Origin of the sequence: Streptococcus oralis subsp. dentisani (genome assembly GCF_002096335.1) — a bacterium.
GTDB lineage: Bacteria > Bacillota > Bacilli > Lactobacillales > Streptococcaceae > Streptococcus > Streptococcus oralis_Z.
Genome location: NZ_NCUW01000018.1, coordinates 1 through 223 on the forward strand (window position 1 = coordinate 1; position 223 = coordinate 223).

Consider the following 223-nt stretch of genomic DNA (forward strand, 5'->3'; position numbering starts at 1 on the left):
GCAAGTGCATCCGCTTCAACAAGTGCTTCAGTTTCAGCAAGTACGTCAGCGAGCGTATCCGCCTCAACGAGTGCCTCAGTAAGTGCCAGTACGTCAGCGAGCGTATCCGCTTCAACAAGTGCTTCAGTTTCAGCAAGTACGTCAGCGAGCGTATCTGCCTCAACAAGTGCTTCAGTTTCAGCAAGTACGTCAGCGAGCGCATCGGCTTCAACAAGTGCTTCAG

Annotated in this window: 1 pseudogene; it reads right to left on the minus strand. The window is 52.5% G+C overall.

Features of this window, described 5'->3' with window-relative positions:
* Positions 1 to 223, minus strand: a pseudogene (locus B7709_RS10180) (hypothetical protein); the annotation flags it as partial.